Below are 25,143 nucleotides of genomic sequence, written 5' to 3' on the forward strand. Positions count from 1 at the left end.
CGAGATCGCCCAGACTTGTCGGTCGCACCGGCTATTTTCATAGAGGCAGGTGCGACGAAGGGGTGGTAACAGGTGAAGATCCGGGTTAACCGCGATGTTCTGGCAGATGCGGTGGCGTGGGCCGCCCGAGTTCTGCCCACCCGGCCTGTGGTGCCCGTCCTGTCCGGGCTGCTGTTGGAAGCGAGCGACGAGCTGACCCTGTCCGCGTTCGACTACGACGTCTCGGCCAGGGCGGCGATCGACGCCGACGTGGCCGAGGAGGGCCGGGTGCTCATCCCGGGCCGGCTGCTGGCCGAGATCAGCAGGAGCCTGCCCGCCGACGACGTGGAGATCGTCACGGAGGGCCCCGAGGCGGTCCTGACCTGCGGCACCGCGGAGTTCGGGCTGATCACGATGCCGGTCGAAGACTTCCCGACCATGCCCACCATGCCGCCCAGCATCGGCGCCATCGGCGGCGGCGTGTTCGCCTCTGCCGTCGGCCAGGTCGCGCCCGCGGCCAGCCGGGACGACACGTTGCCGATGCTCACCGGCATCAGGGTCGACATCGAGGGCGAGTCCGTGGCGATGGCGGCCACCGACCGCTACCGCATCGCGGCCCGCGACTTCACCTGGCGCCCGGCCAGTCCCGGCCTCGCCGTCTCCGCCATGGTCCCGGCCCGGGTGCTGGTCGAGGTGGCCAAGTCGCTGCGCGGCGGCGAGGTGTCGATCGCGATGGGCGACGGGGTGGCCGGGTTCGAGAGCGTCGGGCGCAGCACGACCGTGCGGCTGCTCGACGAGCAGTTCATCGACTATCGATCCCGGCTGACCTCCGACTGGTCGATCAGGGCCGACGTGCCCGTGGCGCCGTTCGTCAACGCGATCAAGCGGGTGGCCCTGGTGGCCGAGCGCAACACCGCGATCCGGCTGTCGTTCAGCCAGGGGCAGGTTCTCATCCAGGCCGGCGGCGGCGACATCGGGCGCGGCGCCGAGGTGGTCGACTGCGAGCTGCGCGGTGACGACATCCAGATCGCCTTCCAGTCGCAGTTCCTGCTCGACGGGCTGACCGGGATCGAGGGCGAGCTGGCCCGCATCAACATGGAGTCGCCGACCAGGCCCGCCCTGATCCAGGACGTGCCCGGCGACGCCGAGCCCGCCTTCCGCTACCTCGTCATGTCCCTGCGCCAGGCCTGAGCCGTCACTTCTGCCGGCCCCCTCCTGCCTGGCGCTCGGCGACCAGCTTGAACACCCTCTTGAACTCCGCGTACGCCTGCTCGCCCACGGCCTCGGCGTGCTCCGCCTCCATGGCGGCGATTATGGCGTCCGACCTGACCATGTGGTCGCGCCCCTTCTCGGTGGGCACGATCAGCTTGGCCCGCCGGTCGGCCGGGTCGGGCTGCCGTTCCACGTAGCCGAGCTCCACCAGCTCGTCCACCAGCGTGCCGATCACCTGCTTGTGCTGGCCCGACTGCGCGGCCAGGTCCGTGGCCCTGCTGCCCTCCTCGTCCAGGTACGCCAGCACCGCCCCGTGCCGCGGCCTCAGCCTGGGATGCCCCTGCTCGGCCAGCGTCTCGAACAGCTCACGTTGCAGGCCGAAAAGCGTCCTGCTCGACAGGATGCCGAGATCGGGCTCGTCCTGCTTGCGCCGGCTCCTGCGCACCGTCACACCCTCCTTTTAGTCACTAAGCTTGATTGTCACTAAATCTTACTATATTGTCGGCTGCATGAGCATCTTGATCACTGGTGCCAACGGCACCGTTTCCAGCGCCGTTCTTCGTTCCCTGTCCGGCACCGCGGACGTGCGGGTCCTGGTGCGCGACGCGGCCAAGGCGCCGTCAGGCGTGGCGGTCGCGGTCGGCGACCTGGACGACCCCGCCACGCTCGACCAGGCATTCGAGGGTGTCGACACGCTGTGGCTGCTGACCGCCATGGGCCCGCAGGCGCCGCACGCCAGCATGAACGCCGTCTGGGCGGCGCGGAAGGCGGGAGTGCGCCACGTCGTGCGCATGTCGGCCATCGGCGCCGCCCACGACGCACCGACCCGCAACGGCCGCCTGCACGCCCTGTCGGACGTCGAGCTCGCGGCCTCGGGCCTCGACTGGACCGTCATCCGCCCGGCCTTCTTCATGCAGAACCTTTTCGGCTCGGTCAACGGCGACACCTTGTACGGCGGGACGGGCGAGGGCCGGCTCGGCATGATCGACGTACGCGACATCGGCGACTTCGCCGCCGCCGTCCTGCGGGCTCCCGCACAGCACAAGGGCAGCACCTACACTCTCACGGGCCCGGCCAGCATCTCACTAGGCGACGTCGCCGCCGAACTCGGCACGGTGTACGGCACGCCGATCGCCTACCAGCCGGTGACGCCGGACGACGCTCGCCGGTCGATGCTGGACGCGGGCCTGCCTTCGTGGGTGGCGGCGGTCACCCAGGAGTACCTCACGGCGTACTCGGCGGGGTGGGGTGACTACACGACCCAGGACTTCGAGAAGGTGATGGGCCGCCCGGCCCGGTCGTTCGCCGACTTCGCCCGCGACCACGCCGCCCAGCTCCGCCCATGATCCCGCACCCGCCACACGTGGTCGGGGTCCCCAGGAGTGCCCAAGGAGCCCGACCACGTGCCAACCCCGCAGGCCGGGATCCTTGGGGATTTCACGCACGGATCGGATAAGCCGTATCCGTGAATCTCGTTACCAGGGTGTTCGACTGGTGAGAAGATCGGGGGTGCTCCGAATAGCAAACGCCGTACTCGCAAGATTGCCGGAACCGCTGCACGCACTCGCGCTGAAGCACCGTGAACTGCTGAAGTTCGCGGTGGTGGGTGGAACAGCGTTCTTAGTGGACAACGCGGTGTTCTATGGGCTGAAGCTGACCTTTTTGGAACCGAAGCCGGTGACCGCGAAGATCATCGCGGTGCTCGTGGCGACGATCGTGTCCTACGTGTTGAACCGCGAATGGTCGTTCCGGACCAGGGGCGGTCGCGAGCGCCGTCACGAGGCGGCGCTGTTCTTCCTGGTCAGTGGCGTCGGTCTGGTGCTCAGCTCCGCGCCGCTATGGATCTCCCGGTACGTATTTCGCCTGGAGACCCCGGATGTGAGCCTGGTGACCCAGGAGGTCGCCGACTTCATGAGCGCGCAGGTCATCGGCACGCTGATCGCCATGGTCTTCCGCTTCTGGGCGCTCCGGAAGTGGGTCTTCCCCGACGAGAAGGCCCAGTCCGGCAGCGTGCGGCTGGTTCCCACTCCCGATTCCACGAAGGAGGCGGCTTGATGGCAGCGAATCCTGATCGTCTCCGTCAGTGCTGCGCCATGTCCACGAAGCGGCTGTAGTGCCCCTGGAACGCCACCGTCACCGTCGCCGTGGGGCCGTTACGGTGCTTGGCCACGATGAGGTCCGCCTCGCCCGCCCGCGGTGACTCCCGCTCGTAGGCGTCCTCCCGGTGGAGCAGGATGACCATGTCAGCATCCTGCTCGATAGATCCGGATTCGCGCAGGTCGCTAACTTGAGGGCGTTTGTCCGTTCGCTGCTCGGGGCCACGGTTGAGCTGGGAGATCGCGATGACCGGGACCTCCAGCTCCTTGGCCAGCAGCTTGATCGCACGGGAGATCTCGGAGACCTCGTTCTGCCGGCTCTCGGTCTTCTTCGGCGAGCTCATCAGCTGGAGGTAGTCGATGACCACGAACCGCAGGTCGTTACGCTGCTTGAGCCGCCGGCACTTGGCCCGGATCTCCATCATCGACATGTTGGGCGAGTCGTCGATGAACAGCGGCGCCTCCGCCACCTCGCTCATCCGCCGGGCCAGGCGCGTCCAGTCGTCGTCGCCCATCATGCCCGAGCGCATGGCGTGCAGCGCGACCCGGGCCTCGGCGGAAAGGAGCCGCATGGTGATCTCGTTACGGGACATCTCCAGCGAGAAGATGACCGTGGTCATCCCATGCTTGATCGCTGCGGAACGGGCGAAATCCAGACCTAGTGTGCTTTTCCCGATGGCGGGCCGGGCGGCCACGACGATCATCTGGCCCGGGTGGAGGCCGTTGGTGAGCTGGTCGAGGTCCTGGAAGCCGGTCGGCACGCCGACCATCTGGCCGCCGCGGCTGCCGATGGCCTCGAGCTCGTCGAGGGCGCCGGGCATGATGTCGGCCAGCGGTGCGTAGTCTTCCGAGGTGCGGCGCTCGGTGACCTTGTAGATCTCCGCCTGGGCGCGGTCCACGAGGTCGTCGACCTCTTCGTTCTGGCCGCCGTAACCGTAGGAGACGATGCGGGTGCCGGCCTCGATGAGGCGGCGGAGGATGGCCTGCTCTCTGACGATCTTGGCGTAGTAGCCGGCGTTGGCCGCGGTGGGGACGACGGCCGTGAGGGTGTGGAGGTAGGCGGCGCCGCCCACTCTGGCCATCTCGCCGCGTTTCTGCAGCTCGTCGAAGACGGTGACCGCGTCGGCGGGCTCGCCCCGGCCGTAGAGGTCGGTGATGACGTCGTAGACCATCTGGTGAGCGGGACGGTAGAAGTCGTCGGAGCGCAGGATCTCGACGACGTCGGCGATGGCGTCCTTCGACAGCAGCATGCCGCCGAGCACCGACTGCTCCGCCTCGATGTTGTGCGGCGGTGTGCGCTCGAAACCGGGGCCGGCGCCCGTCTCTTCGTCAATGCTCACCGCGCCCCCTCGAACACCTTGCAGGCGGTCGCACCACCCCCACTTGTAGCCGACCGGTCTGACAGTTTCCCGGAGTCGCGTGCCGACTGGCAACGCGGCCTGTGGACAACCCTGTGGTCAAGCTGTGTACTACCGCGCCCAGGGTGTGAAAGGCCTGTGGACACAGGCTGTGGATAACTCTTCGGGATAGGTGCCGAATGGCCTCTGACCTGGGAGAACGTTATCCACCACCTGTGGAGGAAAGAAAGTTTCCCCAAGAAGCCGCGTAATGGCCATAATAGACAAATGCCCATTACATCCAGGGATCGGGAGATACTCCGGCTGGCAGTGCCCGCGTTCGGCGCGCTGGTGGCCGAGCCGCTCTTCCTGCTCGCCGACTACGCCATCGTGGGGCATGGGCTGGGCACCACGGCGGTGGGCGCCCTGGGCGTGGCGGGCACCGTTCTGGCCACGTTGGTGAACCTGTGCGTCTTCCTCGCGTACGGCACCACGGCCTCCGTGTCGCGCCAGACGGGCGCGGGGAACCACGCGCGGGCCATGCGCAGCGGTGTGGACGGGATCTGGCTGGCGTTGGCCATCGGCGTCGCCCTCATAGCCGTGGGCTGGCCGCTGGCGCCGGGGATCGTGGAGCTGTTCGGGGCGGATGGCGAGCAGGGGGCGCAGGCCGTGACGTACCTGCGGATCAGCCTGCTCGGCGCGCCCGGCATGCTGGTCGTGCTGGCCGGGACGGGGGTGCTGCGCGGGCTGCAGGACACGGTCACGCCGCTGGTGGTGGCCATCGGCTCGTTCATGCTGAACGCCGCGTTGAACGCCTGGTTCGTGCTCGGCTTAGGGTGGGGCATCGCCGGGTCCGCCTGGGGGACGGTGCTGGCCCAGACGCTGGGCGCCGCCGTCTACCTCGCCGTGGTGGCCAGGGGCGCGATCCGACTGGGCACGCCGCTCACTCCGGGTCTCGAGGGAGTCAAGCAGGCGGGCACGGCCGGGTTCGCGCTGCTCGTCCGTACCGTCTGCCTGCGGGTGGTGCTGCTCGCGGCCACGGTGATTGCCACCAGGATGGGCGAGGCCGAGCTGGCCGCGTACGCCATCGCCACCCAGGTATGGACGCTGCTCGCCTTCGCTCTGGACGCCATCGCCATCGCCGGGCAGGCCATCACGGGACGCTCGCTCGGCGCCGGAGACGTCGCGGCCACCAGGGCCGCCACCAGGAGGATGGTGCAGTGGGGCGTCTGGTCGGGCGTGCTGCTCGGCGTCCTGGTCGTCGCCGCCCGGCCGGTGCTGCCCGGGCTGTTCGACGCGGATCCGGTGGTCACCGAGCTGCTGCTGGCCCTGCTGTGGCCGGTGGCGGCGTTCCAGCCGGTGTGCGGAGTCGTGTTCGTGCTCGACGGTGTGCTGATCGGCGCGGGCGACCAGCGTTATCTGGCGTGGGCGGGGGTGTGGACGACTCTGGCATACCTGCCCGCCGCCTTCCTCGCCTCCGGGTTGGGGGTCGTTGCTCTTTGGTGCGCGCTCGGGGTGTGGATGATCGCACGTTTGATCACTCTGGTACGCCGGGCCGCGGGCACTGAGTGGCTGGTGACCGGGGCATAACACACACCGCCCTCAAACGCGGCCCCACCGTGATCCCTTCGTGCTTGGTGTTGTTCAGGATTGTCAGGAGTTCCCTGAGCGGGGTGTTCCTTGACGACGATTCTGCGACGGCTCCCGCCCTCTGAGGCGACCGGGTTACGCACAGGAGCCCGACACAGCCTGGCCGAGCTCTACCGCCCGGCCGACCTGGTGGTGCTCGGGCTCGGTGTGATGATCGGCGCGGGCATCTTCTCCATCGCCGGGCGGCAGGCGGCCACCACGGCGGGGCCCGGCGTCATACTCTCCTTCATGATCGCGGGCATCGCCTGCCTGCTCGCCTGCATGTGTTACGCCGAGCTGTCGTCCACGATGCCGACCTCCGGCAGTGCCTACACCTTCACGTACGTCATCTTCGGCGAGGTCTGGGCGTGGATCATCGGCTGGGCGCTGATCCTGGAGCTGCAGTTCGCCGTCGCCGTGGTGGCCAGGGCGTGGGCCACGATCACGGTCAGGGCGATCTCCAACTTCGGGGTACGCGTGCCGGACGAGCGGCTCGTCGGCGACGTCCTCGTGCTCGTGATCCTGGTGCTGCTCACCGGCGTCGTGGCGCTGAGCGCACGGGTCGGGCTGCGCGCGCTGTGGGTCATGGTGTCGGCCAAGCTGCTGGCCATCGGCGCGGTCATCGTCGTCGGCCTGCCGCACATCCACGTGGCGAACTTCGGCGACTTCCACGTCCCGCCCGAGACGCTCCCGACGCCGCCCGCGACCGTGCTGGAGGTCCTCTTCGGGCAGAGCCAGGTGTTCGGCTGGTTCGGGATCTTCGCGGCAGCCTCGGCCATAGCGTTCGCGTACATCGGCTTCGACGTCGTCGCGACCGCCGCCGAGGAGACCGTGAACGCGTCCAAGGCCATGCCCAAGGGCATGATCCGCAGCCTGGTCATCGCCACGATCATCTACATCGCCGTGGCGCTGGTCATGGTGGGCATGGTCTCGTACACGAAGATCTCGGTGGCGGATCCGCTGTCCAGCGCCTTCCGCGCGGTCGGCGTGGACTGGATGGCGCACGTCATCGACGTGGGCGCGGTGCTCGGGCTGACGACCGTGATCATGGTGCTGATCGTGGGGCAGACGCGGGTGCTGTTCTCGATGGCCCGCGACGGGCTGATCCCCCGCCGTCTGGCCTCGGTCAGCCGCAGATATCACACGCCGTCGTGGGTGACGCTGGTGATCGGGTTCGTCGCCATCGTGCTGGCCGAGTTCGTCCCGGTGCTCACGATGCAGGAGCTCGTGGTGATCGGGACGCTGTTCGCGTTCGCGTTCGTGGCCGCCGGGGTGATCGTGATGCGGCGGCGCATGCCGCACCTGGAGCGGGACTTCACGGTGCCGCTCTCGCCGCTGCTGCCGGGGCTGTCGCTGGTGGCCACCCTCTGGCTGATGGTCAACCTGCGGGTGGTGACCTGGGCGTGGTTCGCCCTGTGGATGGCCTTCGGCCTGCTCGTCTACCTCGTGTACGGCCGGCGCCACAGCCTGCTGGCCCGGCCCCGCGACCCGGTCGAGCCGGCCCGCGGGCGCCACCGGCGCTAGAACCGGCCCGACTGCAACACGCTCCGCAGGAACTCCCTGGTCCTGGGGTGCTCCGGATCGGTGAACATCTTCTCGGCGGGTCCCTTCTCGAGGAGCACGCCACCGTCGAGGAAGCACACCATGTCCGAAATGTCGCGACAAAAGCTCATTTCGTGGGTCGTGAGGATCATCGTCATGCCCGATTCCTTGAGCTCCCTGATGATCCCCAGCACCTCCATCACCAGCTCGGGGTCGAGCGCCGAGGTGACCTCGTCCAGCAGCATCAGCCTGGGCTGGGTGGCCAGCGCCCTGATGATGGCCACCCGCTGCTGCTGCCCGCCCGACAGCTGGTCGGGGTACGACTTCGCCTTGTCCGCCAGCCCGAACCTGGCCAGCAGGTCGTGCGCCTGCTCCTCGGCCTGCGCCCTGGCCACCCTGTGCACCTGGCGCGGCGCCAGCGTGATGTTCTCCAGCACGGTCATGTGCGGGAACAGGTTGAACGACTGGAACACGATGCCGAGCCGCTTGCGCACGTCGTCCACCTTCATGCGCGGATCGGTGATCTCCTCCCCGTCGAGGAAGATCGCGCCGTCGTCCACGGTCTCCAGCAGGTTGACGCAGCGCAGGAGCGTGGACTTGCCCGAGCCGGAGGCCCCGATCAGGCTCACCACCTCGTGCGGGTGCACCTCCAGGTCGATGCCGCGCAGCACGCTGTGCCCGTGGAAGTTCTTCCACACCCCCTCTATCGTCAAAAGGCTCATGCCCCGCGCCTCCTGCGCGTACGGTCCGCCAGGTGGTCGGTGAACCTGGCCATGGGGATGGTGAGCAGGATGAACAGCAGCGCGGCCACCAGGTAGGGCGTGTAGTTGAACGTGCTGGCCACGTGGATCTGCGCCTGCCTGAGCGCTTCGAGCGGCCCGATGGTGGCCACGAGGGCGGTGTCCTTCTGCAGCGAGACGAAGTCGTTCAGCAACGGCGGCACGACCCTGCGGGTGGCCTGCGGCAGCACCACGAACCGCATGGTCTTGATGTGGCTCAGCCCCAGCGAGCGAGCCGCGGCGAACTGGCTCGGGTGGATGGACTCGATGCCGGAGCGGAACACCTCGGCCACATAGGCGCCGTACGAGAGCGTCAGCGCGATGATGCCCAGCGTGGCCAGGTCGGTCGGGATGCCCTGCAACCGGAGGGCGGGCAGACCGAACCCGACCAGGTAGATCACCAGGATCGTCGGCACGCCGCGGAAGACGTCGGTGTAGAGCGTGGCCAGCGCCCGGATCGGGAAGAACGCCGGTGTTTTGATCCCCCGGGCAAGTGCGACCAGCAGCCCGACGACGAGGATCAGCGGCTCGGCGATCAGGAAGATCTTGATGTTGAGCAGGAAGCCGCTCAGCACGTCGGGCAGCGCCGCGGCGAACTCCCCGGGATTGAAGAACTTCTCCTGCACACGGGGCCAGCCGGGCGAGTTGGTGACGACCCATACGACCAGCACGATGAAGACGATCGTCGAACCCGTCGCGATCGAGGCGGAGCGGCGGGCGTACGACCTGCGTACCCGCTCCCGCTGGAGCTGCCGCTCCGACTTGACCCACGCCTGGGCGTGCTCACTCACCGCTGCGCGCTCACTTCAGCTCTGGCGCGCCCGCGGCCGAGCCGAGCCACTGCTGCTCGATCTTGGCCAGCTCGCCCTTCGACTTCAGGGCGTCCACGGCCTTGTCGACGCACGGCTTGAGCGCGCTGCCCTTCTCCATGACCAGCCCGAACTCCTCGGGCGTGCCACCCGTCGAGCTGAACTGCCCCACGATCTTGGACTTCTCGACCTGCGCTGCCGTCACGTAGAACGCCGTCGGCAGGTCCACGACCAGCGCGTCCACCTGCTTGTTCTTCAGCGCGTTGACGGCGTCGATCTGCTCGTTGTAGACGTTGGGATCGGCGGCGGGCTTGATGACGTTCTTGACCGCGTCGAACGAGGTCGTGCCCACCTGTACGCCGACCTTCGCGTCCTTGAGCTCGGCCAGGCTCTTCACTCCCGCGAACTTGCTCCCGTCGATGGCGACAACGGCCTGCTTGACGGCGTAGTAGCCCTTGCTGAAGTCCACGGCATTGGCCCTCTCGGGCGTGATGGACACCTGGTTGACGTCGAAGTCGAACTGCTTCTCGCCGGGCGCGAACGCCGAGTCGAACTTGACCGTGTTCCACTGCACCTCGGTACGGTCGAAGCCCAGCTCCCCCGCCACGGCGAAGGCCACGGCGCTCTCGAACCCCTGCCCGTTGCTGGGATCGTCGTCCTTGAACCAGGGCTCGTAGGCAGGCTTGTCGGTCCCGATGGTCAACTTGCCGGGAGTGACGAGCTTGAGCTGCTCTTTGGTGCAGGCGGTGGACGGGGACGCGGCAGTACTGGCCGTGCTGTCCGTGTTGTCCACGGGCGCACAACCAACGAGCGCCACGGCCAGCGCGAGCAGCATGAGGGGACGGGCCATGGCCAGAGCCTCCAGGGGGAAAGCGCGAAAGAACGAAGGCATTCTACGATGCTCGAATAGGAAATTACGCCGAGGGTACCCCTGACCACGGAAATCATCCGAGGCGGGGGCGATCCGGAACAACCAAAAGCCCCCTCCGGAAAGGGAGGGGGCTTTTGAGCGGCGTCAGGCCGGGACAACCTCGATGTCCACAGAGGCGGAGACCTCGGGGTGGAGCTTGACGGTGACGCGGTGGGAGCCGACGCTCTTGATCGGGTTGACGATCTCGATGCGGCGGCGGTCGAGCACCGGGCCGCCGGCGGCCTTGACGGCCTCGGCGATGTCGCCCGTGGTGATCGAGCCGAACAGGCGGCCGGACTCGCCGGCGCGCGTGGACAGGCGGACGCGCAGGGCGCCGAGCTGGCCGGCGACCTCCTTGGCGGTGCCGAGGTCGCGGATCTCGCGCGCGTCGCGCGCCTTCCTGATGGTCTCGATCTGCTTCTCGGCGCCGCGCGTCCAGCGCATGGCGTAGCCGCGCGGGATGAGGTAGTTACGGCCGTAGCCGTCCTTGACCTCGACGACGTCGCCAGGGGTGCCGAGGCCGGAGACCTCGTTGGTGAGGATGAGCTTCATATCGACAGGCCTCCTTAGCGCGCGGTGCTCGTGTAAGGCAGCAGGGCCACCTCACGCGCGTTCTTGATCGCGGTCGCCACGTCGCGCTGGTGCTGGGTGCAGTTGCCCGTCACCCGGCGCGCACGGATCTTGCCGCGGTCGGAGATGAACTTCCGCAGCAGGGCCGTGTCCTTGTAGTCGACGTAGGAGATCTTGTCGTGGCAGAACAGGCAAACCTTCTTCTTCGGCTTGCGCAGTGCCGGCTTAGCCATCGTGGTGCTCCTTTCAGAGCCCCGCCTTCCGGGCGGGAATGGACTCGGGCTTGTGGACAGGTTTTAGAAAGGCGGTTCGTCGCTGAAGTCGCCACCGCCGCCGCCGAAGCCGCCGCCACCCTGCTGGCCGCCGCCGTAGCCGCCACCACCGCCGCCGCCGCCCTGGGGCGGGGCGGGCGTCGCGGAGGCCCACGGGTCGTCGGCCGGGCCGCCGCCGAAGCCGCCGCCGCCACCCTGACGGGAGGTGCGGTTGACCTTGGCGGTGGCGTTACGCAGGGACGGGCCGACCTCGTCGACCTCGACCTCGTAAACGGTGCGCTTCTCGCCTTCCTTGGTCTCGTAGGACCGCTGCTTGAGCCGCCCCTGCACGATGACCCGCATGCCGCGCTGCAGGCTCTCGGCGGCGTTCTCCGCCGCCTGGCGCCACACGTTGCAGGTCAGGAAGAGGCTCTCGCCATCTTTCCACTCGTTGGTCTGGCGATCCATGAACCGCGGAGTGGACGCGATGCGGAATCGAGCCACCGCTTGACCCGTCGGGGTGAAGCGCAGCTCCGGATCGTCGACGAGGTTGCCGACGATGGTGATTACGGTGTCGCCTGCTGCCATGGCTAGCGCTCGCCTTCCTGCACGCCTTCGCTTGGGTTACGGCTCAGAGTACGGGGCTTCCCCGACAAAAAACCGGGAGTTAGTGCACGTCCGGACGCAGGACCTTGGTGCGCAGGATCCCCTCGTTGAGGTTCATCTGCCGGTCGAGCTCCTTGACCGTCGCGGGCTCCGCGGACAGGTCGATGACGGCGTAGATGCCTTCCGACTTCTTGTCGATGTCGTAGGCGAGACGGCGACGGCCCCAGACGTCGACCTTCTCCACGGTGCCGCCGTCGTTGCGGACCACGGAGAGGAACTGGTCGAGGGACGGCGCGACGGTGCGCTCATCGAGCGAAGGGTCCAGAATGACCATTACTTCGTAACGACGCATGCGGGACTCCAACCTCCTCTGGACTCTTGCGGTCACGACACTCTGCCGTGACAGGAGGACGCTGACGTCTGTGCCCGTGGCGCCCCTTTCGGCACCTCGGGGCGATGGATCACCCATCACAACGCAGCTTGCTCAGGTTACCAGCCGCGAGTACGTGGGAAGGCCTTTAGGAAACCTAGGGGGTGGTGGCAGTGCCACACGTGCTTCAACCCTCCGAAAAGGAGCGGTTCAGGCTGACGCTCAACACCGACGGACAGTCTCACCCTGTGGAAAACAGCCTTGCCGTGGCCGCGCTGGCCTGCGGCGTGGTGGCTTTCGTCTCGACGTTCTGGGTCTCCGCCCACCCGATCTCGTCGTGGTTCGGCACGCTGGGCTTCGGCGTGGGGCTCTATTCCCAGTACGTGTCGGCGACCACGCCGCAGCGCTCGCTCAACATCATCGGCCTGGTCGGGTCGTTCGTGGGGGCTGCCCTCGGCATCGCCCACGGCGGTTTCCTTCCCCATCCATGAGCAACGGCCCCGGCATACCTCCCGGGGCCGTTCGATATGCGGCTCACCTGCCGATGTGCAGGTCTATTCCGAGCAGGACCAGGAACCAGAGGAACACCGCCAGCAACGCCTCGGCGACGTCCCTGAGCAGGCCGGGGGTGATGTAGTCGTACACCCAGGCCACGTAGAGCCCGATCACGACGTAGATCAATAAGATCAGCGCTCGCCAGCGCCAGCGTGCCATGTCGCTTCTCCTCGCGTAGGGGGCGCCAGCCGACTGCCCTGACGCGCTCCCGGCAAACCGCGCTTCGCCGGTCATGCAGGCCGTAAGCTCGGGGACTATGGTGCGCATCGGAGCTCATGTCGATCAGGACGACCCCGCCGCTCACGCGGAGGAGGTGGGGGCCGAGGTGGTGCAGTTCTTCCTCGGCGATCCCCAGGGTTACAACAAGCCGGTGCTGCCCGCCAAACCGGTCGAGGGCGTCGACATCTACATCCACGCCCCCTACCTGATCAACGTGGCCACCACCAACAACCGCATCAGGATCCCCAGCCGCAAGCTGCTCGAGCAGCACCTCAAGGCGGCCGCGGGCCTCGGCGCCAAGGGCCTGGTCGTGCACGGCGGCCACGTCAACAAGAGCGACGACCCGCAGACGGGGTTCGACAACTGGCGCAAGGTGTTCGAGCGCATGGAGTGCCCGATCCCCGTGCTGATCGAGAACACGGCGGGCGGCGGCAACGCCATGGCGCGCAAGCTGGAGCGCATCGCCCGGTTGTGGGACGCGCTCGACGGCTTCGACGTGGGCTTCTGCCTCGACACCTGCCACGCCCATGCGGGCGGCGAGGAGCTGGTCGACCTGGTGGAGCGGGTCAAGGCCATCACCGGACGGATCGACCTGGTCCACTGCAACGACTCGCGCGACGACTTCGACTCCGGCGCAGACCGCCACGCCAACCTGGGCAAGGGGAAGATCGACTCCGAGCTGATCCTGGCGGTCTGCCGGGCAGCCGGCGCGCCGATCGTGGTGGAGACCCCCGCGGAGGGCCAGGCGGACGACATCGCGTTCCTGCGGAAGAACCTCTAGGAAATACACACAGCCTGTGGATAACTTTCCTGGATTACCGAGACGAAGAAGCGGGTATAGAGTTCAGCCCGCCCACGCGCCACTCAGGAAACGTCCCGCGTTGAGCAGCATGAGCGGCCCGCAGATCAGCGCGTACCCGGCCATCACCCACGGCTTCCTGGTCGCGACCTTCGCGACCAGCACCCACAGCGGAAACCACAGCAGCAGCGAGCGCGGGATCGACAGGTAGTACGCCGACGTCATCAGCGCCGCCGCCTGCAACCCCGTGTAGACGAGCTCGCTCCATCTGCGCAGCAGGAGCAGCCAGACCAGCACCGCGAACGCCACCACGGCGCCGGCGATCTCCATCCGGAAGGCCACGGCGAAGTCGTCGGAGCCCATGGCCGAGCGCCAGGTCGTCTTCCAGGCGTCCCACGGCCACGCGAAGTCGCGCCCCCATCCGGCCTCCTGCGCGTGCTTCCAGGCCAGCCAGTCGCCCGACCGGCTGTAGTGGTAGTACGAGTACGCCACCAGCGGCACGAAGGGCACGGCCAGCCACCCGGCCCGCCGGACGGTCTCCCTGCTCGTGCAGAACTCCACGACGAGCGCGACCGCGAGGAACAGCCCCGTGATCCGCACACACGAGGCCCCCGCCGCGAGCAGCGCGGCAGCCGACCAGAGCCCCTGCCTGGCGGCCAGCCACGCCGGGATCGCGAAGGCCAGGAAGAGCGACTCGCTGTAGCCCGCCGCCAGGAACACCGCCATCGGGTAGAGCAGCAGCCCCAGTACCGCCATCCAGCCGGACGCGCCTTCGAGCTCGGCCAGCCGGGCCAGCGACACCATGGCCACCGCCCCGGCAACCAGCGAGATCAGCAGCCCGGCCGCCGCCCAGTCCGGCACGAGGACGTGCACGGCCCGCAGCACCACCGGGAACCCGGGGAAGAACGCGGGCAGCCCGTCGTCCACCGGCTTTCCGGGCTCGCCGTCGTAGCCGTACTGGGCGATCGTGATGAACAGCCCGGCGTCCCACTGGCGCCACTTGCCGGCGTACGCGCCGAGCGCCGTCCCGAGCAGCGTCGCCACCAGCAGCCCGGCCCGCGAGCCGAACCAGAGCAGCAGCGCGTCCCGGCCGGCCGAGCGGGTGATCATCGAACGACGGACGCCAGCGTGAACCGGTCGGGAGCGTCGTCGAAGACGCCGCCCGCCTGGTCGTCGAGGTCGGCCTGGCGCACCACGTCCTTCTCGGGACGGAGGATGTCCCGCACGACGAACGCCATCATGATCCCGATCGTGATGATCCGCCCCCAGACGGCGGTGAAGTACGTGTCGTCACCGATGCCGAGGTCGCTCCTGCTGAGCGGCGGCTGGGAGAGCAGGTAGAGCCAGATGGCGACGAAGTACCAGACCTCGGCGAGCTGCCACAGCACGAGCGGCTTCCAGTTGGGCCTGGCCAGCACGGCGAACGGCACCAGCCAGAGCACGAACTGCGGCGACCACACCTTGTTCGTCATCATGAACGCGGCCAGCGCCAGGAAGCAGATCTGCGCCAGCCTGGGCCGGCGCGGCGCGGCCAGCGTGAGCACGGCGATGCCCAGGCACAGGATGGCCAGCGAGGCCATGCCCAGCTTGCTCACGTCGCCCTCGCCGAGGATGGGCCACCCCTTGTTCTGGAAGAACAACCACGGCGAACCCCAGTCGACCCCGCGCTCCTGGGAGAAGACGTAGAACCTGCGCCACCCCTCCCACGCGAAGAGCATGAACGGCACGTTGACCACGAGCCACGTGCCCGCGGTCGAGGCCAGCGTGACCAGGAACGGTCGCCATCGCCCGGTACGCCACGTGAGCAGGAACAACGCGCCCAGGAACATCAGGGGATAGAACTTCGTCGCGATGGCCAGCCCCAGCAGCACCCCGGCCAGCACTTGCTTGCGCCGCGCCCAGGCCAGCAGCATGCCCATCGACAGCGCGCCGGCGACCAGGTCCCAGTTGATGTAGGCGGCCAGCACCACGGCGGGCGAGATGGCGTACCAGAGCGCGTCCCACCGCCGCGTCGGCCCGGCCACCGCGGCCATCAGCAGGACGCCGGCGACCAGGCTGATGCCGAGCAGGATGACCGTCAGGTCGTAGAACCTGACCGCCTGCGCGGCCTCGGGCGTGACCGCCCTGGCGAGCCAGCTGATCACCTGCATGACCTCGCCCAGCACGACCGGGTACTCGACCTGCTTGTCGAACGGCACGCCCTGGGCGAAGTAAGGGTTCTGGGTGGCCAGCTCCCTGTCGAAGTACAGGGGGTAGATGTCGGTGTAGCAGAAGTTCGTGTACGTCGAGACCTGGTCGTTCCAGCCGCCGGTGCGGCACGGCAGGCGCACCACGTACGCGAGGGTCGCCCCCAGGGCCGCGATCAGCCCCAGGGGTAGGTACGGCACGGCGCGCGCCACGAAGGGGGCGCGCACCTCCACGCTTGTCACCGGTCCTCGGGTCGGGCCATCGACGTCCACCCCGTGGATCTCGGCTCAGGCAGCCGCCCGCCACCGTTGCCGTGACCGTTGCCGTTGTTGCCGTTGGTGCCACCGGCCACGTCGCCGTTGGCGGTCTGCGGGAAATCGGGTTCGCCGTCGTCGATGGTGGGCTCTTCGGTGGGGGTCACGTCGTCATCGCATGGGGCGATGAGGCAGTCCTGGTCGCCGTTCTGGTCGCCGAAGGGGTCGTCCCCGCTGTCGAACGGGTTCTCGTCCTCCGGCTTCGGCGTGGGCGTCGGGCTGGGCACGATGTTCTCGGGCAGCCCGACCTCGGCCCGCTTCGGGAACTGCTCGATCGGCAGGCCCTCGTGAGCGAGCTGCATGAACTTCTGCCAGGTGAGCGTGGGCGGACCGGCGCCCTCGAAGCCCAGGGGCGCCTCGTAGGGCCTGGTGTAGGGGTTTTCCGCGTTGTACCTGGTGCTCGGCTTGCCGCGCGGAGTGATCGGGCAGTTGGAGTGGATGGGCTGAACGACCTTGCCCGACTTCGTCTTGCACTGCTCGCGGTAGAACCCGACCGCGGCGGAGATCTGCGGCGTGTAGCCGACGAACCAGGCTTCCTTCTCGTTGTTGTTCGTGCCGGTCTTGCCGGCGGCGGGCCGGGTGCCCAGCCCCTTGCCCCGCGCGGTACCGCTGCGCAGCACCTCCTGCATGGCGACCGTGGCGTCGGCGGCGACCGCGGGATCGATGATCTTCTTGGCCGCCCTCTGCTCGCCGTAGACGACCTGGCCGCCCTGCTCGACCTTCTGGACCACGTGGTACTTGGTGTACTTGCCGCCATTGGCGAAGATGGAGTAACCGGCGGCCTGCTCGACCGGGGTCACCGGGGCGCTGCCGATGGCGAACTGGTAGCTGTGCTCCTTGACGTCCGCTTCCATGCGCTCCTGGTTGAACCCCGCCGCCTCCACGAGGTTCTTCAACTCACCGAGCTGCCCGGGCAGCTTGTACGCCATCGACACGTACGCCGTGTTGACCGAATCGGCGGTGGCCTTGATCACATCGATGGACCTGCCGGCGTTGTGGCTGTTCCTGATGCCTTCCTTCTGCACGCCGGGGATCACCTTCGGCACCGTCTCGTTGCCCGGCACGTAACTCTTGAGTGAGTAGCCGGCCTGCAGCCAGGCCGCCAGCACGTACGGCTTGAACGCGGACGCGGCCTGCTTCTTGGCGTCGAAGGGCTCGTTGAACGGGTCGGTGATGTAGTTGGTGCCGCCGTAGAACGCCAGAACGCGGCCGTTCTTCGGATCCACCGCGGCCAGCCCCGCGTGGTACTCCTTGCTCATGCTGCTGGTCGTGCTCTTGACCGCCTCCTGCGCGGCCAGCATGAGCTTCCGGTCGAAGGTGGAAGTGATGTGGTATCCACCACTACGGACCGCGTCGGGGGTCAGGCCGCGGCGCTCCTTGAGCTCCTGGAGGACCTGCACCACCATGTAGCCCTTGATGCCGCCGAGCTCGTTCGCGTCGTCGTTCTTGCGGACCTTGGGGAACTTGGCGGTCTGCGGGAGGTTGCCGTACCGGTCGGGCCACTGCTGTGCCATGTAGTCGATGACGGTCTTCCAGCGGTCCTTGAGCGCGGGCGCGTCGGGCTCCCAGTTGGGCTGCTGGATGCGCGCGGCGAGGTAGGCGCCCTGTTCCGGCGTCAGCTTCGCGGCGGTGACCTTGTCGCCGAAGTAGGCCTTGGCGGCGGCCTCGACGCCGTAGGCGCGGCCGAAGTTGATGGTGTTCAGGTAGTTCTGCAGGATCTCGTCCTTGCTCAACTGCTCGTCGAGCTTGACCGCGACGAAGATCTCCATGACCTTGCGCTTGATCGAGACCTCTCGGTTGAGGCCGTCGTAGTAGTTGCGGGCCATCTGCTGCGTGATCGTCGAGGCGCCCTGCAGCTGCTGCCCGGTCGCGGTCATGTACAGCGAGCGGAACATGCCGGAGATGGAGATGCCGGAGTCCTCGTAGAACGTCTTGTTCTCGATGGCGATCGCGGCGTCCTTGACCGTCTGGGCCATCTTCGAGATGGGGACGATCTCGCGCTTCGTGCCGAGCTTGGCGATCTCGTGCTTGCCGTCCCGGAAGTAGATGGTGCTCTGCTGCGCGAGCGCGTCGGACTTGGCCTGGTCGGCGGTAGGCACCGGCGTGTTGGCGTACGCGACCATGATCATGCCGAAGAGGCCGGCGGCGAGCACCACGAAGCCGGCCACGACGATCTTCCAGCTCGGCACGAACCTGCGCCAGCCGCCCTTGCCGCCGTCCTTCTTGGTCGGCGGTCCAGGAGGCTCCGGCGGCCCGCCCTCGCCCCTTCTGCGAGAGCGCCGCGGCGCGTCGCTGACGATCGTCTCCTGGTTACTCACCGTGCGCGTGTCCTGCCGGGCGCGCGAGCGCGGCGGCGGCTGGTCGCCGCGCTTTGGCGGGTCGTCGCCGCGCCTCGGCGCGTCGTCGTACGGCTGCGCGGCCATGGCGCCGGTCTGCTCGTAGGCGGCTTCCGGACGACGCGGCGGCTGCGCCGCTCCCCAGCTCGACTCGCCGGTTTGCGGGGGAGAATCCTGGGGCACAGAACGGGATGAGCTGGAACGACGGCGCCTTCCCGGGCGGCCGGTCCCCTCATTCATGCTGTTACTCACACGTCCTCGCATCGTCGTCGGAACATAAACGGCGGTTGGGCGTGAGGTTCTCGCCGCCCTCGGTCATCACTCTTGGCCAGCGGAGTCAGGCGGTCCGTTGCCAAGGATGTACGAAACCGTCAGGTGGTTCCAGGAACAACCTTGGCAGACCTCGACCACGTACACGCGGAACTCATCGTAATCATGTGCCATTGCGACGAGTTCTGACGCGACCTTTGCCTGACCGGCATGCCGTCCTAGCGAATCGCCGTAGACATAGGTCACGTTGGTGACGTTCTCCCTCTCGCAGACCGGGCAGAGGCGTTCGGTCGGCTCGCCGAAATAGCGCGCCGCGCGAAGGAGGTACGGCTGTGCGTCACAGACATCGCCGCGCGAGGCTCGCCCCGCACGCAGGGATCGGACTACCGCCCGTTTCGCCAGGCCGTAATCCACCACCCTTCTCTGTGACCACATGAGCGCCAGACTACGGCGTTTTGCGACTCCATCCCAACGGCTTGGCAGATTCACAGATTGCAGCGATATAGCGGGGCGACGTATCCTCGGGATGTATCGGCTCGATACATCGATGCGAGAGGAGGCGGTTCCGGTGGCCGGCGGACAGGGCAGGGTCTTGGAGCTGGCCGTGCTCGGGTCGCTGCACGAGACTTCGCTACACGGCTATGAGCTGCGCAAACGGCTCAACGCCCTGCTGGGGATGTTCCGCGCGTTCTCCTACGGTTCGCTGTACCCCTGTCTGCGATCGCTTCTGGCTCAGGGCCTCATCGCGGAGGAGCAGCCCGCTCCTGCCACGATCGTCGGCGGCAGATCGAAGATCGTTTACAAGCTGACCGCGGAGGGCAAGGAACGGCTGCAGGAGCTGCTGACGCAGGCCGGTCCTTCCGCCTGGGAGGACGAGAGCTTCGGTGTGCACTTCGCGTTCTTCCGCCACACCGAGGCCGAGGTGCGCCTGCGCATTCTCGAAGGACGCCGTAGCCGGCTGGAGGAGCGGCTCGACGCGGTGCGCACGGCGCTGGCGCGCACCAGGGAGCGTCTCGACAGTTACACGCTCGAGCTGCAGCGTCATGGGCTCGAGTCGGTCGAGCGCGAGGTGCGCTGGCTGAACGAGCTGATCGCAACGGAGCGTCGGGCCTCGTCAGAGGAGGGGCCCGAAAGAAATACCACGTCAACTGATGAGTAAGGGAGCGAGTGCGATGGGTTCGGTTCGCGTGGCCATTGTCGGTGTCGGCAACTGCGCGTCGTCGCTGGTCCAGGGCGTTCACTACTACAAGGACGCCGACCCGGACGTACGGGTCCCGGGCCTCATGCACGTGAAGTTCGGCGACTACCACGTCGGCGACGTCGAGTTCGTCGCCGCGTTCGACGTGGACGCCAAGAAGGTCGGCCGCGACCTCTCGGAGGCGATCGTCGCCAGCGAGAACAACACGATCAAGATCTGCGACGTGCCGCCCACGGGGGTGACCGTCCAGCGCGGCCATACCTTCGACGGCCTGGGTGAGTTCTACCGGGAGATCATCGAGGAGTCCGACGAGGCTCCCGTCGACGTGGTCCAGGTGCTCCGTGACAACCAGGTCGACGTCCTGGTGTCCTATCTGCCGGTGGGCTCGGAGGAGGCGGACCGCTTCTACGCGCAGTGCGCCATCGACGCCGGCGTGGCGTTCGTGAACGCGCTGCCGGTCTTCATCGCATCGGACCCGGTCTGGGCGGAGAAGTTCACCGAGGCCGGGGTGCCGATCGTCGGCGACGACATCAAGTCGCAGGTCGGGGCCACGATCACGCACCGCGTGCTGGCCAAGCTGTTCGAGGACCGCGGGGTGGAGCTGCTGCGCACGTACCAGCTCAACTTCGGCGGCAACATGGACTTCATGAACATGCTGGAGCGGCAGCGGCTCCAGTCCAAGAAGATCTCCAAGACGCAGTCGGTCACCTCGCAGATCCCGCACGAGATGGGCAAGGCGGACGTGCACATCGGTCCGTCGGACCACGTGCCGTGGCTGGACGACCGTAAGTGGGCCTACGTGCGGCTGGAGGGGCGGTCGTTCGGCGACACGCCGCTCAATCTGGAGTACAAGCTGGAGGTCTGGGACTCGCCCAACTCGGCGGGGATCATCATCGACGCGGTCCGCGCCGCCAAGATCGCCCTCGACCGGGGCATCGGCGGGCCCATCCTGTCGGCTTCCTCGTACTTCATGAAGTCGCCGCCGAAGCAGTTCTCGGACGACGAGGCTCGCGAGTACGTCGAGAAGTTCATCAGGGGCGAGGTCGAGCGCTGACCCGCTGACACGGCGCCGCGCCCCCTCGGTACGGGGTGCGGCGCCGTCCTTTTGCCCGCGTCAGGCGCCTTCTACAGGCGCGCCGCGGGCGGCAGTGCGGACGGTGAGGCGGGTTGCCAGGCCATCGGGTCGGACCCGAGCTCGTCCAGCAGCGGCACCTGCTCCCGGCACCAGGGCGAGATCGCCAGCAACCCATTGAGGACCCCTTCCGCGAACTCCTTCCACGGCATCCACCGCGTCTCCCCCACCTCCTCCGGGTTGGGCACGACAGGCGCGGACACCGTGGCGCGGTAGACCGGGCAGAGCTCGTGCTCGACGATCCCGTTGGCCATGACGGCGCGGTAGGCGAAGGTCGGCAGCATCAGGTCGACGCTCTCCACCGTCAACCCCAGCTCGTAGGAGAGCCGGCGCGCGACCGCCCGGTCCACCGGCTCGCCCGGCAGCGGGTGGCCGCAGCAGCTGTTGGTCCAGACCCCCGGCCAGGTGACTTTGTGGTCGGCCCGCCTGGTGAGCAGCACGCGGCCTTCGTGATCGAAGACGTAGCTGGAGAACGCCAGATGAAGGGGCGTCTCACGGCCGTGCACCTCGGACTTGGGCGCGGTGCCGAGTGCACGGCCGTCACCGTCGACCAGCACAACGTGTTCCTCAATCGTCACGCTATGAAGCGTACGAGATCATGACGACCGCTCGGAACCCGCGAGCCACCTGCTGCCTCAATAACTCCCCGGCATCGTATGCGACGTGCGGAGGGCTAGGCTTGCCGCGTGTCGTTCGTCGCCGACCTGCGCGTGGTGCTGCGGGGCCATGATTTCCGGAGGTTGTTCGCCACCCGGCTGATCTCGCAGTTCTCCGACGGGATCTTCCAGTTCGGGGTGACGGGCTTCGCCTTCTTCAGCCCGGAGAGCCAGACGACCGCGCTCGAAGTGGCCGTCGGGCTGGCCGTGCTGCTGCTGCCGTACAGCGTGCTCGGGCCCTTCGTCGGCGTGTTCATCGACCGCTGGTCGCGGCGGCAGATCCTGGTGGTCGCGCCCATCGTGCGCGGCGCGCTGCTGCTGGTCACGGCGGGGCTGGTCGCCGCGGACGTGCCGGATCCGGTGTTCTACGCGGCGGCGCTCGCCGTGCTGGGCGTCAACAGGTTCTTCCTGGCCGCGCTCGGCGCCTCGCTGCCGCACGTGGTGCCGGCGGACCGGCTGCTGGCGGCCAACGCGGTCACCCCCACCTCCGGCACCGTGCTGACGTTCGTGGGCGCGGGCGTGGGGTTCCTGCTGCGCGAGGTGTTCGGCAGCGCCGACCGGGGCGTCGCGCTGCTGCTGGTGACCTCCGGCGTGGTGTTCGGGATGAGCGCGCTGATGGCGCGGACGATGGGGCGCGACCTGCTCGGCCCCGAGTACGACCCCAAGAGGCCGCAGGCGCGCGAGGCCATGCGCAACGTGCTGATCGGCTTGGCCGACGGTGTCAGGCACCTGGTTCACCGCCGCATGGCCGCCGCCACCATGGGGGCGATGGCCGCGCACCGCTTCCTCTACGGCATGGCGACCGCACTCGGCATCATCCTCTACCGCTACTACTTCACCGACGGCGACCCCGACGCCGCGCTACGCGGGGTCAGCCTGGTCGTGGCCACGTCCGGCGTGGGCTATTTCCTCGCGGTGGTCATCACCCCGTACGCGACCGAACGGTTCACGATCGAGCGGTGGGTGCCGATCGCGCTGTCGGCGGCCGGGGTGCTGACGGCCGCGCTGGTGCTGCCGTTCCAGGAGTGGGGGCTGCCCGTGGCCGGGTTCGTGCTCGGGGTGGCCGGGCAGAGCGTCAAGATCTGCGCCGACACCACGGTCCAGCGCGACGTCGAGGACATCTACCTGGGCCGGGCGTTCTCCGTCTACGACATGCTCTTCAACGGCATGTACGTGCTGGCCGCGGCCCTGTCGGCGGTGATCCTGCCCGCCGACGGCAAGTCCTACCTCGCCGTCGCGATCATCTCGGTCGGCTACCCCGTGGCGGCGCTCGTCTACCGGATGATCACCCGCCAAGGCCGTTCGACCCGGCCCACTCCCTCAACGCCTCGATAGCCGCCTCCTTGCCGATCATGCCCTTGTCGAGCCTGAGGTCGAGCAGGAACTTGTAGGCCCGCCCCACCACCGGCCCAGGCCCGATGCCGAGGACGCGCTGGATCTCGTTGCCGTCCAGCTCGGGGCGGATCTTGGCCAGCTCCTCCGCCTCGGCGAGCCTGGCGATGCGCTCCTCGAGGTGGTCGTAGGTGCGCGACAGTGCCGCGGCCTTGCGCTTGTTGCGCGTGGTGCAGTCGGCCCTGGTCAGCTTGTGCAGCCGGTCCAACAAGTGACCGGCGTCGCGCACGTAGCGGCGTACGGCGCTGTCGGTCCACTCCCCCGTGCCGTAGCCGTGGAAGCGCAGGTGCAGCTCCACCAGCCGCGCGACGTCCGAGACCACGTCCTTGGGGAACTTCAGCTCGGTCATCCGCTTCTTGGTCATCTGCGCGCCGACCACCTCGTGGTGGTGGAACGACACCCGCCCGCCTGCCTCGTGGCGGCGCGTCTTCGGCTTGCCGATGTCGTGCAGGAGCGCCGCCCAGCGCAGGACCCGGTCCGGCTTGCCGTCCTCCTCCTGCGCGATGGCCTGGTCGAGCACGGTCAGCGTGTGCTCGTAGACGTCCTTGTGCCGATGGTGCTCGTCGATCTCCAGGCGCAGCTTGGGCAGCTCGGGCAGCACGTGGGCGGCCAGACCGGTCTCGACGAGCAGCCGCAGCCCCTCGCGCGGGTTGGCGCCGCAGACGAGCTTGTCGAGCTCGTCGCGGATGCGCTCGGCCGAGACGATCTCGATGCGCTCGGCCATCGCGGTCATCGCCGCCACGGCGCTCTCGTGGACGCTGAACTCGAGCTGTGAGGCGAACCTGGCGGCCCGCAGCATGCGCAGCGGGTCGTCGCCGAAGGACTGCTCGGGCGTGCCCGGCGTGCGCAGCACCTTGGCCTTCAGGTCACCGAGCCCGCCGTAGGGATCGGCGAACTCGTGCCCCGGCAGCCGCACGGCCATCGCGTTGACCGCGAAGTCGCGCCGCTCCAGGTCCTCTTCGAGCGTCTCGCCGTACATGACCTCGGGCTTGCGCGACTTCGGGTCGTACGACTCGCTCCGGTACGTCGTGATCTCGATCAGCCAGCTGCCCTTGCGCAGCCCCACGGTGCCGAAGTCGATCCCGATCGTCCAGACGGAGTCGGCCCAGTCCCTGACGATCTCCAGCACCCGCTCTGGGCGGGCGTCGGTGGTCAGGTCGAGGTCGTTGCCGATGCGGGCGAGCAGCAGGTCGCGTACGGGGCCGCCGACGAGGGCAAGCTCGTGGCCGTGCACGGCGAAGAGGCGGCCGAGCTCGTCGGCCACCGGCGCGATCTTGCGGAACAGGTCCGTCATGGCTCGCTGCTGGCTGTCAGTCAGAGTTGAGTCGGACAAGCGGATAGGTCCTTCTTGTGCTGCCGAAACATATCCCCCGAGCCACATCGGGTCGGGGTTACCGTCGGTCTTGGGACCGTCGGGGGCCATGGAACAAGGCAAGGAGGACTATATGAAGGACGCCCTCGCGATCCACCGCTGGCTCCTCGCACACCAGGTCCATCATGAGATCGTACGCCTTCCGCGCCCCATGACTTGCGCGGAAGATCTGCCTGAGGCGGTCTCAGCGGCACCGGACAGGTGCCTGATGGTCACTGTGCTCGAGGTCGCCACGAGGGTCGGCCGCGAGGTCGTCATCGGATTCACCTCCCCCGTGTCGGCGCCGCCGCCGCTGGGAGCCGTCGGCGGGATCCTGGGCATGCGGCGGGTGCGACCGGCCCCCGCCCACGTCGTCAACGCGGCCACCGACTACGCGAGCGGGCTGGTGTGCCCGCTGCTGCTGCCGGAGTCGCTGCCCATGTTCATCGACGACCGGCTGCTCGACGACGACGATCTCGTCCACACCGCCACCGGCGAACGGCACACCGCGCTCACCTTGCGCGCGCTCGACCTGTTGGCACTCCTGCCAGGCAAGATGGTCGACCTCCGGGCGAAAGGATCACGCGAGGCGGTCGCGCGGCGGCACTGAACCCGTACCATTGCGGGCGTGCGTCGTCGTACTC

The 25,143-nt window shown here is 68.1% G+C and carries 27 protein-coding genes; 11 read left to right on the plus strand and 16 right to left on the minus strand.

The genetic code is table 11. The features are described 5' to 3' along the window. Positions 1 to 72 precede the first annotated feature (72 nt). Entirely contained in the window at positions 73 to 1,170 is a 1,098-nt protein-coding gene (gene dnaN, locus ACIBVN_RS07900) for a DNA polymerase III subunit beta (RefSeq protein WP_397133852.1), read from the plus strand. 4 nt (positions 1,171 to 1,174) lie between these two features. Here the strand turns inward: dnaN and ACIBVN_RS07905 are convergent, their stop codons facing one another. Further along, on the minus strand, positions 1,175 to 1,642 hold the full coding sequence (locus ACIBVN_RS07905) for a MarR family winged helix-turn-helix transcriptional regulator (RefSeq protein WP_397133854.1): 468 nt from the start codon (positions 1,640 to 1,642) through the stop codon (positions 1,175 to 1,177). Between the two features lie 58 nt (positions 1,643 to 1,700). Here ACIBVN_RS07905 and ACIBVN_RS07910 point away from each other — a divergent pair, with 58 nt between their 5' ends. Continuing rightward, positions 1,701 to 2,537 (plus strand): SDR family oxidoreductase, encoded by an 837-nt coding sequence (locus ACIBVN_RS07910; RefSeq protein ID WP_397133855.1) that lies wholly within the window; start codon positions 1,701 to 1,703, stop codon positions 2,535 to 2,537. A gap of 163 nt (positions 2,538 to 2,700) precedes the next feature. Next, the gene (locus ACIBVN_RS07915) at positions 2,701 to 3,246 is read left to right on the plus strand and encodes a GtrA family protein (protein ID WP_397133856.1); all 546 of its coding nucleotides are present in this window, start codon (positions 2,701 to 2,703) and stop codon (positions 3,244 to 3,246) included. 25 nt (positions 3,247 to 3,271) lie between these two features. Here the strand turns inward: ACIBVN_RS07915 and dnaB are convergent, their stop codons facing one another. Continuing rightward, a complete protein-coding gene (gene dnaB / locus ACIBVN_RS07920; RefSeq protein ID WP_357611663.1) occupies positions 3,272 to 4,627 on the minus strand; it encodes a replicative DNA helicase in 1,356 nt (451 codons plus the stop codon). A gap of 285 nt (positions 4,628 to 4,912) precedes the next feature. Between dnaB and ACIBVN_RS07925 the strand changes: the two genes are divergently transcribed. Next, positions 4,913 to 6,214: an MATE family efflux transporter gene (locus ACIBVN_RS07925; RefSeq protein ID WP_397133857.1), complete on the plus strand. Its 1,302-nt coding sequence runs from the start codon at positions 4,913 to 4,915 to the stop codon at positions 6,212 to 6,214. Between the two features lie 90 nt (positions 6,215 to 6,304). After that, positions 6,305 to 7,777 carry an APC family permease gene (locus ACIBVN_RS07930; RefSeq protein WP_397133858.1) on the plus strand — a complete coding sequence of 491 codons (1,473 nt, stop codon included), beginning with the start codon at positions 6,305 to 6,307 and terminating at the stop codon, positions 7,775 to 7,777. Here ACIBVN_RS07930 and ACIBVN_RS07935 read toward each other — a convergent pair. From ACIBVN_RS07935 to rpsF, 7 genes are all read right to left on the minus strand, one after another. Continuing rightward, a complete protein-coding gene (locus ACIBVN_RS07935; RefSeq protein ID WP_397133859.1) occupies positions 7,774 to 8,517 on the minus strand; it encodes an amino acid ABC transporter ATP-binding protein in 744 nt (247 codons plus the stop codon). The two genes, ACIBVN_RS07930 and ACIBVN_RS07935, sit on opposite strands and share 4 nt — an antisense overlap. Beyond that, positions 8,514 to 9,365: an amino acid ABC transporter permease gene (locus ACIBVN_RS07940; protein ID WP_397133860.1), complete on the minus strand. Its 852-nt coding sequence runs from the start codon at positions 9,363 to 9,365 to the stop codon at positions 8,514 to 8,516. Before ACIBVN_RS07940 ends, ACIBVN_RS07935 begins: the two co-directional genes overlap by 4 nt. A 10-nt stretch (positions 9,366 to 9,375) precedes the next feature. Continuing rightward, complete coding sequence (locus ACIBVN_RS07945) at positions 9,376 to 10,275, minus strand: ABC transporter substrate-binding protein (RefSeq protein WP_397133861.1); 900 nt, start codon at positions 10,273 to 10,275, stop codon at positions 9,376 to 9,378. A gap of 123 nt (positions 10,276 to 10,398) precedes the next feature. Beyond that, a complete protein-coding gene (gene rplI / locus ACIBVN_RS07950; protein ID WP_397133862.1) occupies positions 10,399 to 10,845 on the minus strand; it encodes a 50S ribosomal protein L9 in 447 nt (148 codons plus the stop codon). 14 nt (positions 10,846 to 10,859) lie between these two features. Next, positions 10,860 to 11,096 (minus strand): 30S ribosomal protein S18, encoded by a 237-nt coding sequence (gene rpsR, locus ACIBVN_RS07955; protein ID WP_020543048.1) that lies wholly within the window; start codon positions 11,094 to 11,096, stop codon positions 10,860 to 10,862. Between the two features lie 63 nt (positions 11,097 to 11,159). Continuing rightward, a complete protein-coding gene (locus ACIBVN_RS07960; RefSeq protein ID WP_397133863.1) occupies positions 11,160 to 11,702 on the minus strand; it encodes a single-stranded DNA-binding protein in 543 nt (180 codons plus the stop codon). A 79-nt stretch (positions 11,703 to 11,781) separates the two neighbouring features. Then, positions 11,782 to 12,072, minus strand: a complete 291-nt coding sequence (gene rpsF / locus ACIBVN_RS07965; RefSeq protein ID WP_080044189.1) for a 30S ribosomal protein S6 — start codon at positions 12,070 to 12,072, stop codon at positions 11,782 to 11,784. 266 nt (positions 12,073 to 12,338) lie between these two features. Between rpsF and ACIBVN_RS07970 the strand changes: the two genes are divergently transcribed. Next, positions 12,339 to 12,581 carry a hypothetical protein gene (locus ACIBVN_RS07970; RefSeq protein ID WP_397133865.1) on the plus strand — a complete coding sequence of 81 codons (243 nt, stop codon included), beginning with the start codon at positions 12,339 to 12,341 and terminating at the stop codon, positions 12,579 to 12,581. 43 nt (positions 12,582 to 12,624) lie between these two features. Here the strand turns inward: ACIBVN_RS07970 and ACIBVN_RS07975 are convergent, their stop codons facing one another. Next, positions 12,625 to 12,804, minus strand: coding sequence for a hypothetical protein (locus ACIBVN_RS07975; RefSeq protein WP_349447666.1), 180 nt, complete (start codon positions 12,802 to 12,804; stop codon positions 12,625 to 12,627). A 97-nt stretch (positions 12,805 to 12,901) separates the two neighbouring features. Here ACIBVN_RS07975 and ACIBVN_RS07980 point away from each other — a divergent pair, with 97 nt between their 5' ends. After that, entirely contained in the window at positions 12,902 to 13,645 is a 744-nt protein-coding gene (locus ACIBVN_RS07980) for a deoxyribonuclease IV (protein WP_397133867.1), read from the plus strand. A gap of 63 nt (positions 13,646 to 13,708) precedes the next feature. Here the strand turns inward: ACIBVN_RS07980 and ACIBVN_RS07985 are convergent, their stop codons facing one another. The 4 genes from ACIBVN_RS07985 to ACIBVN_RS08000 all read right to left on the minus strand — a co-directional run bounded on the left by ACIBVN_RS07985 (position 13,709) and on the right by ACIBVN_RS08000 (position 19,205). Then, positions 13,709 to 14,773: a mannosyltransferase family protein gene (locus ACIBVN_RS07985; RefSeq protein ID WP_397133869.1), complete on the minus strand. Its 1,065-nt coding sequence runs from the start codon at positions 14,771 to 14,773 to the stop codon at positions 13,709 to 13,711. After that, the gene (locus ACIBVN_RS07990; RefSeq protein WP_397133870.1) at positions 14,770 to 16,092 is read right to left on the minus strand and encodes a glycosyltransferase family 87 protein; all 1,323 of its coding nucleotides are present in this window, start codon (positions 16,090 to 16,092) and stop codon (positions 14,770 to 14,772) included. The genes ACIBVN_RS07985 and ACIBVN_RS07990 overlap by 4 nt, the downstream gene beginning before the upstream one ends. After that, the gene (locus ACIBVN_RS07995; RefSeq protein ID WP_397133872.1) at positions 16,089 to 18,683 is read right to left on the minus strand and encodes a transglycosylase domain-containing protein; all 2,595 of its coding nucleotides are present in this window, start codon (positions 18,681 to 18,683) and stop codon (positions 16,089 to 16,091) included. The genes ACIBVN_RS07990 and ACIBVN_RS07995 overlap by 4 nt, the downstream gene beginning before the upstream one ends. Before the next feature lie 135 nt (positions 18,684 to 18,818). After that, on the minus strand, positions 18,819 to 19,205 hold the full coding sequence (locus ACIBVN_RS08000; protein WP_397133874.1) for a DUF5318 family protein: 387 nt from the start codon (positions 19,203 to 19,205) through the stop codon (positions 18,819 to 18,821). Between the two features lie 133 nt (positions 19,206 to 19,338). Here ACIBVN_RS08000 and ACIBVN_RS08005 point away from each other — a divergent pair, with 133 nt between their 5' ends. Further along, on the plus strand, positions 19,339 to 19,929 hold the full coding sequence (locus tag ACIBVN_RS08005; protein WP_397133876.1) for a helix-turn-helix transcriptional regulator: 591 nt from the start codon (positions 19,339 to 19,341) through the stop codon (positions 19,927 to 19,929). Between the two features lie 13 nt (positions 19,930 to 19,942). After that, positions 19,943 to 21,022 (plus strand): inositol-3-phosphate synthase, encoded by a 1,080-nt coding sequence (locus tag ACIBVN_RS08010; RefSeq protein WP_349447673.1) that lies wholly within the window; start codon positions 19,943 to 19,945, stop codon positions 21,020 to 21,022. A 71-nt stretch (positions 21,023 to 21,093) separates the two neighbouring features. Here the strand turns inward: ACIBVN_RS08010 and idi are convergent, their stop codons facing one another. Further along, the gene (gene idi / locus ACIBVN_RS08015; RefSeq protein WP_397133878.1) at positions 21,094 to 21,678 is read right to left on the minus strand and encodes an isopentenyl-diphosphate Delta-isomerase; all 585 of its coding nucleotides are present in this window, start codon (positions 21,676 to 21,678) and stop codon (positions 21,094 to 21,096) included. A gap of 108 nt (positions 21,679 to 21,786) precedes the next feature. Between idi and ACIBVN_RS08020 the strand changes: the two genes are divergently transcribed. Then, positions 21,787 to 23,091 carry an MFS transporter gene (locus ACIBVN_RS08020; protein WP_397133880.1) on the plus strand — a complete coding sequence of 435 codons (1,305 nt, stop codon included), beginning with the start codon at positions 21,787 to 21,789 and terminating at the stop codon, positions 23,089 to 23,091. Here ACIBVN_RS08020 and ACIBVN_RS08025 read toward each other — a convergent pair. Continuing rightward, positions 23,042 to 24,442: a CCA tRNA nucleotidyltransferase gene (locus ACIBVN_RS08025; RefSeq protein WP_397133920.1), complete on the minus strand. Its 1,401-nt coding sequence runs from the start codon at positions 24,440 to 24,442 to the stop codon at positions 23,042 to 23,044. The two genes, ACIBVN_RS08020 and ACIBVN_RS08025, sit on opposite strands and share 50 nt — an antisense overlap. Positions 24,443 to 24,728: 286 nt before the next feature. Here ACIBVN_RS08025 and ACIBVN_RS08030 point away from each other — a divergent pair, with 286 nt between their 5' ends. Then, positions 24,729 to 25,109: a YbaK/EbsC family protein gene (locus ACIBVN_RS08030; protein ID WP_397133881.1), complete on the plus strand. Its 381-nt coding sequence runs from the start codon at positions 24,729 to 24,731 to the stop codon at positions 25,107 to 25,109. Positions 25,110 to 25,143 lie beyond the last annotated feature (34 nt).

It is taken from the genome of Nonomuraea sp. NPDC049400, assembly GCF_044466425.1.
Classification (GTDB): Bacteria; Actinomycetota; Actinomycetes; order Streptosporangiales; family Streptosporangiaceae; genus Nonomuraea.

Bases quoted from the DNA above. Each gene is read 5' to 3' on its own strand.
- ACIBVN_RS08030 (WP_397133881.1), top strand. From the start codon at position 24,729: ATGGTCACTGTGCTCGAGGTCGCCACGAGGGTCGGCCGCGAGGTCGTC.
- ACIBVN_RS07960 (WP_397133863.1), bottom strand. From the start codon at position 11,702: ATGGCAGCAGGCGACACCGTAATCACCATCGTCGGCAACCTCGTCGAC.
- ACIBVN_RS07935 (WP_397133859.1), bottom strand. From the start codon at position 8,517: ATGAGCCTTTTGACGATAGAGGGGGTGTGGAAGAACTTCCACGGGCAC.
- rpsR (WP_020543048.1), bottom strand. From the start codon at position 11,096: ATGGCTAAGCCGGCACTGCGCAAGCCGAAGAAGAAGGTTTGCCTGTTC.
- ACIBVN_RS08000 (WP_397133874.1), bottom strand. From the start codon at position 19,205: ATGTGGTCACAGAGAAGGGTGGTGGATTACGGCCTGGCGAAACGGGCG.
- ACIBVN_RS08025 (WP_397133920.1), bottom strand. From the start codon at position 24,442: ATGACGGACCTGTTCCGCAAGATCGCGCCGGTGGCCGACGAGCTCGGC.
- rpsF (WP_080044189.1), bottom strand. From the start codon at position 12,072: ATGCGTCGTTACGAAGTAATGGTCATTCTGGACCCTTCGCTCGATGAG.
- ACIBVN_RS07980 (WP_397133867.1), top strand. From the start codon at position 12,902: ATGGTGCGCATCGGAGCTCATGTCGATCAGGACGACCCCGCCGCTCAC.
- ACIBVN_RS07910 (WP_397133855.1), top strand. From the start codon at position 1,701: ATGAGCATCTTGATCACTGGTGCCAACGGCACCGTTTCCAGCGCCGTT.
- ACIBVN_RS07925 (WP_397133857.1), top strand. From the start codon at position 4,913: ATGCCCATTACATCCAGGGATCGGGAGATACTCCGGCTGGCAGTGCCC.
- ACIBVN_RS07975 (WP_349447666.1), bottom strand. From the start codon at position 12,804: ATGGCACGCTGGCGCTGGCGAGCGCTGATCTTATTGATCTACGTCGTG.
- ACIBVN_RS08010 (WP_349447673.1), top strand. From the start codon at position 19,943: ATGGGTTCGGTTCGCGTGGCCATTGTCGGTGTCGGCAACTGCGCGTCG.
- ACIBVN_RS07945 (WP_397133861.1), bottom strand. From the start codon at position 10,275: ATGCCTTCGTTCTTTCGCGCTTTCCCCCTGGAGGCTCTGGCCATGGCC.
- rplI (WP_397133862.1), bottom strand. From the start codon at position 10,845: ATGAAGCTCATCCTCACCAACGAGGTCTCCGGCCTCGGCACCCCTGGC.
- ACIBVN_RS07985 (WP_397133869.1), bottom strand. From the start codon at position 14,773: ATGATCACCCGCTCGGCCGGCCGGGACGCGCTGCTGCTCTGGTTCGGC.